Here is a 5,806-nt window from a genome sequence, read left to right as displayed (position 1 = left end):
GGTCGTCCTGCGGGACGGGGCGGAACCGTCCGAGGTGGCGGCCGGCATGGGGGAGTTCCTCGCCGAGCAGTCCGACCTGGGTCCCAAGCAGTGGCCGTCGCTGTTGCGGGTGACCGCGGGGCTGCCGCGCACGGCGAGCTTCAAGTTCCGCGCCCGCGACCTCACCGCGCTGGGCCCCGACCCCGCCGGCGACCGTGTGTGGGCGCGTGTGGACGGTCACAGGACGTTCACGCCCGTGTGAGGTGGCGGTAGGTTCTGCGTGTGAACTCCGCTGCACACCCGAGGCCCGAGGGGGACGACGACGACTTCGGCGTCCCCGCGCTACCCGAGAAACCGCTGCTGCGCGGGTGGATCCACGCCGGGACGCTGCCGGTGGCCGTGGTCCTCGGCGTGGTCCTCACCGTCCTGGCGGACGGGACCGCGCTGAAATGGGCGTGCGCGGTGTTCCTGGCCACGTCGTCGCTGCTCTTCGGGATCTCGGCCCTCTACCACCGCCGTACCTGGGGCCCGGAGGCCACCGCGCTGTTGCGCCGGCTGGACCACTCGAACATCTTCCTGCTCATCGCGGGCACCTACACCCCCATGACGGTCGCCGCGCTCGACCCCCCGGCCAGCACGATCCTGCTGGTGATCGTGTGGACGGGCGCGCTGATCGGTATCGCGTTCCGCCTGTTCTGGTTGTCGGCGCCCCGGTGGTTGTACGTGGCGCTGTACATCGTCCTGGGCTGGACGGCGGTGTGGTTCGCCGGCGACCTCGTCGAGGCCAACCTCGTGGGGGTCGCACTCGTGGTCGCCGGCGGCGTGGCCTACACGGGCGGGGCCGTGGTCTACGGGCTCAAGCGGCCGAATCCCGTTCCCGGGGTCTACGGCTTCCACGAGGTCTTCCACACCTGCACGGTCATCGCGTTCGCCTGTCACTGGGCGGCGATGTTCCTGTTCATCACGCAGTCCTGAGCCGCCCCACGGCGCGTGGGCGGGCATCCGCGGCCGCGCCTGTACGCCCAGAACACAGCCGCCCCCGGCGATGAACTCTCGCGTGCGCATCGGTGCGGGCGAGGGTTCATCGACGGGGGCGGCAGTGAAAGAAATGCGGACGCGCGCTGACGTCAGCCCAGGATGGTCAGCCCAGCGTGATCAGCCGAGGGTGGTCAGCGTGGTCAGCCCAGGGTGCCGCGCAGGCGCTCCACCGCCGCCTCGTACTCTCTCACGATCTGGGCCATCGTCTCGGCGACCGGGACGACACCCTCCAGGGAACCGATGATCTGGCCCGCCGGCATGGCCACGACCTCCGGATCCTGCGCCTCCGAGATCCGCTGGTGCGCCTCCGCGACGAGGATGTTCTGCAGCGGCATCGGCAACGGACCCGGCGCACCCTCGGCCGCCCACGCCTCGGTCCACTTGCTCTTGAGCAGGCGCGCGGGCTTGCCCGAGTAGATGCGGGTGCGGACGGTGTCGGCACTGGTGGCCGCGACGAGCGCCTCCTGCATCGCCTTGGAGCCGCCGTCATCGCCGTACTCCGCGGCGGTGAGCCACCGGGAGCCCATCCACGCCCCCTCGGCGCCCATGCCGATCGCGGCCGCGACCTGCGAGCCGCTCCCGATCCCACCGGCGGCCAGCACGGGCGCGCGCCCGTCTAGCGCGGCGACGATCTCCGGCACAAGAACGAGGGTCGCGACCTCGCCGGTGTGGCCGCCGGCCTCCCCGCCCTGGGCGATCACGATGTCGACGCCGTTGTCCACGTGCGCGAGCGCGTGCTTCTTCGCACCGGCGAGCGCGGCGACCTTGATCCCGTTGGCGTGCGCGAGGTCCACGATGTGCTTGGGCGGGGAGCCGAGCGCGTTGGCGATGAGCACCGGGCGGTGCTTGAGCGACATCTCGACGTGCGCCTCGGCGACCGAGTGGAGCCACCCCAGGACACCGGCGTTGTGCTCGGCGTCGTCACCGAGGGGCGGCACCCCGAGGTCGTCGAGGACCCGGGAGACGAACGCCTTGTGCTCCTCGGGGATCATCGCGGCGATGTCGGTGGTGCTGCCCTCGGTGGGTACCTTGTTCGGCATGACGATGTCCACGCCGTACGGCTTCCCGTCCGTGTTCTCGTCCATCCAGGTCAGGACCTCGTCGAGCTCGGCCGCGTCGTTGTAGCGGACGCACCCGAGGACGCCCATGCCGCCGGCGCGCGTCACCGCTGCGGCGACCGCCTTGGACGGGGTGAAGGCGAAGACCGGGTACTCGATCCCGAATTCCTCCGCGAGTGGGGTACGGATGCTCACTTGCTGATCTCCTGGGTGTCGGCGGCGGGGCGGGACGCGGCGATCTCCGCGGCCCATCGGTAGTCGGGTTTGCCCGCGGGGTTGCGCTTGACGGTCGACTCGACCCACAGCGCGCGCGGGACCTTGTAGCCTGCGATCTCGCGCCGGGCGTACTCGTTCAGTTCCGCGATCGGCGGGCACGAGCCGTCGCGGGTCTGCAGGACGGCGGCCACGCGCTGCCCCATCCGCTCGTCGGGCACACCGATCACCAACGCGTCCATGACGTTGGGGTGGGTCTTGAGCGCGGCCTCCACCTCCTCGGGGTGGACCTTCTCGCCGCCGGTGTTGATGGACGCCGAGCCGCGGCCGAGCATGGTGACGGTGCCGTCTTCTTCGACGCGGGCGTCGTCGCCGGGGATCGCGTAGCGCTTGCCGTTATAGGTGCGGAAGGTCTCGGCGGTTTTGGCCTCGTCCTTGTAGTAGCCGAGCGGGATGTGCCCGGTTCGTGCCACCTTGCCGATGACTCCGGATCCGGGCTTGACCTCGTTGCCGTCGTCGTCCAACACGGTGGTCTCACCGTCGATCATCACGCGGGGCCCACCGGTGTGGGTCTTGCCCTTCTCGGCGGTGGAGAGGCCGGAGAATCCTGTCTCGGAGGAGCCGATCGCGTCGGAGAGCATGAGGTTGGGGAACGCCTCGATGAACTGGTCCTTGACCGAGGGCGAGAGTAGTGCCGCGGACGAGCCGATGTAGAGCAGGCTCGAGGCGTCGTACTTCTCCGGGTCCCAGGCCTCGATCATGGGGCGGGCCATGGCGTCGCCGGTGATGAACATGAGGTTGACCTTGCGGTCGGTGACGGTCTGCCAGACGGACTCGGGGTCGAACTCGGGGATGAGCACGCTGGTGTGGCCGGCGAACAGCGCCATGAAGATGGCCCACTGGGCGCCGCCGTGGATGAGTGGTGGGAGGGCGGCGCGGACCAGGACGCCGCCGTCGACGGCCTTGTCGGCCAACTCCCACTCGCCTGAGACCTTCTCGCCGGTGAGGAAGTCGATGCCGCCGCCGAGGACCATGAACACGTCTTCTTGCCGCCAGACGACGCCCTTGGGGAAGCCGGTGGTGCCTCCGGTGTAGAGCATGTAGATGTCGTCGTTCGAGCGTTCCTCGAAGTCGCGCTCGGCGGGCTGGGCGGCCAGCGCGTCCTCGTAGCGGGAGACGGTGACGCCGGCGGGGACCTGCGGGTCGGGGCCGTCAGTGCCGTCCTCGATGACCACGACGTGGGTGACGCCCGGGGTCTGTGGGAGGGCCTCGGCGAGGACGTCGGTGTAGCGACGTTCGACGACGACGACGACGCTGTCCGAGTTGTTCAGCAGATACTCGAGTTCGGGCGCGACGTAGCGGAAGTTGACGTTGACCATGACCGCGCGGAGCTTGAAGATCGCGACCATCGACTCGACGGCCTCGATGGTGTTGCGGCTGTAGACCGCGACTTTCCCCTCGGGGCCAACGCCGACCGATTTCAGGTGGTGCGCGAGGCGGTTGGCCCGCTCCTCCAGCTCACGGAACGTCAGGACGCGATCGCCCTGGACCAGAACCTCGCGGTCCGGCACACGATCGACACTGTGCTCGACAAGATCCCCAATGGTGTAAGCCATACCCCTAAACTAGAACGTGTTCCCGTCCTGTGGGGTGGGTTACATCGAACTGTCGACACACTCAGCTATTCAGGAGGCACGATGACCGCCGACGTCACGCCCGAGGACCAGCATCTGCTCACCGAGCGGCGCGGTCATGTCCTGATCGTCACCATGAACCGCCCCGAGGCCCGCAACGCCCTGTCGGGACCGATGATGCGCGGCATGGAGGCCGCGTGGGACCTGGTGGATTCTGATCCGGAGATCCGGGCGTGCATCCTCACCGGCGCCGGCGGCTTCTTCTGTGCCGGCGCGGACCTCAAGGCCATGAACAAGGAGGCTCCCGGAGACAAGTTCGCCGGCGGCGGGTGGGACCTCACCAAGCTCCCGGCACTGCTCAAGGGCCGCCGGTTGAGCAAGCCGCTCATCGCCGCGGTCGAGGGCCCGGCGATCGCCGGCGGTACCGAGATCCTGCAGGGCACCGACATCCGCGTCGCCGGACGCTCGGCCAAATTCGGTGTGTCCGAGGCCCGCTGGGGCCTGTACCCGCTGGGCGGCTCGGCAGTGCGCCTGGTCCGCCAGATCCCGTACACCGTCGCGATGGAGGTCCTCATGACAGGCCGCCACCTGTCCGCCGAGGAGGCCGAGCGGTTCGGGCTGATCGGCCACGTGGTGGACGACGGCTCCGCGCTGGACAAGGCGCTCGAGCTCGCCGAGTCGATCGCCGCGAACGGCCCGCTCGCGGTGCAGGGTATGATCGAGACGATCCGCCGCACCGAGGGCATGCACGAGGAGGAGGCGTTCACGGTCGACGCCGAGGTGGGCGGCCGCGTCTTCGCCTCCGCCGACGCCAAGGAGGGTCCGCGCGCGTTCGCCGAGAAGCGCAAGCCGGAGTTCCGCGGGGAGTAATCCCCCCGAACCGCGGGTCCGGTCCGGCTCTGGCGCACGTCACCGCCGTCACCGCCGTCACCGCCGTCACCGATAATGTTTGACGCGAGAACTCGCCGAGGCGAAGGGTGTGTGATGACGGGGACTGGGCCGGCTGTCGTGATCGCGGATGATGACGACGACATCCGCGAACTCGTCGCCTTCAAACTCTCCAACGCCGGATACGAGGTGACCACCGCGAGCGACGGGGTGGAAGCCCTCGAGGCGATCAGGTCCACCTCGCCCGCGTTGGCGATCCTCGACGTGATGATGCCGGGACTCTCCGGGCTCGACGTGCTGCGCCGGCTGCGCGACGGCGAGGGACCCGAGGGGTGCCGCGTGATACTGCTCACCGCCCGGGCTCGGGACTCCGAGGTCGACTCCGGATTCGCCGCCGGCGCCGACGACTACGTGATCAAGCCCTTCAGTCCCCGCGAGCTGCTCCGCCGCGTCGACGCCCTGCTCGACCGGCACTAGGGAAAGGTCTCGGCGGCGATGCCGGAGTACGACGATCCCCACCCCTCCCTGCTCGACGACGTGGCGCCCGAGGTGGCCTCCGGGGTACTCACCACCTCACTGTGGATCCTCCTCGTGGCCGTGGTGGTGCTCATCTGCGTGATGCTCTGGGCGCATGCCGCGCGGGCGAGCCGGAACCGGCGGATCGCGAGGATCCTGGAGCCCCTGCGGCCGCGCCTTCTGGCGCTGGCGGCCGACGAAGATCCCGACGACGACTCCGTGGCCGCGTTGACTCTGCGCCGGGGCTCCGCCCGCGTAGTCGACCGGACGATTCTCGATCTGCTGGCCAAGGTCCGGGGTGGCGCCGCAGGAGCCCTCGTCGACATCCTCGACCAGCACGGGACAGTCGACGACGCGGTCCGCGGGGTCCGGGCGTTCTCCCCCACCACCCGCGCCCGCTCGGCGCAGGTGCTCGGTGCCACCAGGCGCCCCCAGCACGCACCGGTGCTGGCCGGCATGCTGACCGACCGCGACCGGGCG

Annotated in this window: 6 protein-coding genes and 1 pseudogene; 5 read left to right on the top strand and 2 right to left on the bottom strand. The window is 69.8% G+C overall.

Annotated elements, in window-relative coordinates; genetic code table 11:
• Together G6020_RS00990 and G6020_RS00985 are read left to right on the top strand one after the other, a co-directional pair.
• Nucleotides 1-241: pseudogene (locus tag G6020_RS00990) on the top strand (acyl-CoA synthetase); the annotation flags it as partial.
• 20 nt (nt 242-261) lie between these two features.
• The gene (locus G6020_RS00985; protein ID WP_347238275.1) at nt 262-954 is read left to right on the top strand and encodes a hemolysin III family protein; all 693 of its coding nucleotides are present in this window, start codon (nt 262-264) and stop codon (nt 952-954) included.
• 203 nt (nt 955-1,157) lie between these two features.
• On the opposite strand, the gene G6020_RS00980 is transcribed toward G6020_RS00985, so the two are convergent.
• Both G6020_RS00980 and G6020_RS00975 read right to left on the bottom strand, forming a co-directional pair.
• Nucleotides 1,158-2,264: a nitronate monooxygenase gene (locus G6020_RS00980; protein WP_182609360.1), complete on the bottom strand. Its 1,107-nt coding sequence runs from the start codon at nt 2,262-2,264 to the stop codon at nt 1,158-1,160.
• A 2-nt stretch (nt 2,265-2,266) separates the two neighbouring features.
• Nucleotides 2,267-3,904: an acyl-CoA synthetase gene (locus G6020_RS00975; RefSeq protein ID WP_182609359.1), complete on the bottom strand. Its 1,638-nt coding sequence runs from the start codon at nt 3,902-3,904 to the stop codon at nt 2,267-2,269.
• A gap of 81 nt (nt 3,905-3,985) precedes the next feature.
• Here G6020_RS00975 and G6020_RS00970 point away from each other — a divergent pair, with 81 nt between their 5' ends.
• The 3 genes from G6020_RS00970 to G6020_RS00960 form a co-directional block, all read left to right on the top strand.
• Nucleotides 3,986-4,792 (top strand): crotonase/enoyl-CoA hydratase family protein, encoded by an 807-nt coding sequence (locus tag G6020_RS00970; protein ID WP_182609358.1) that lies wholly within the window; start codon nt 3,986-3,988, stop codon nt 4,790-4,792.
• Nucleotides 4,793-4,906: 114 nt separating this feature from the next.
• Complete coding sequence (locus G6020_RS00965) at nt 4,907-5,287, top strand: response regulator (protein WP_182609357.1); 381 nt, start codon at nt 4,907-4,909, stop codon at nt 5,285-5,287.
• Nucleotides 5,288-5,305: 18 nt separating this feature from the next.
• The coding region (locus G6020_RS00960; protein ID WP_206682187.1) for a hypothetical protein at nt 5,306-5,806 on the top strand (501 nt) is incomplete at its 3' end.

Source organism: Dietzia sp. B19, from assembly GCF_014145155.1.
GTDB classification, from domain to species: domain Bacteria; phylum Actinomycetota; class Actinomycetes; order Mycobacteriales; family Mycobacteriaceae; genus Dietzia; species Dietzia natronolimnaea.
Note: the sequence above shows the minus strand (reverse complement) of the source record. Positions and strands in the feature narration are given on the sequence as shown.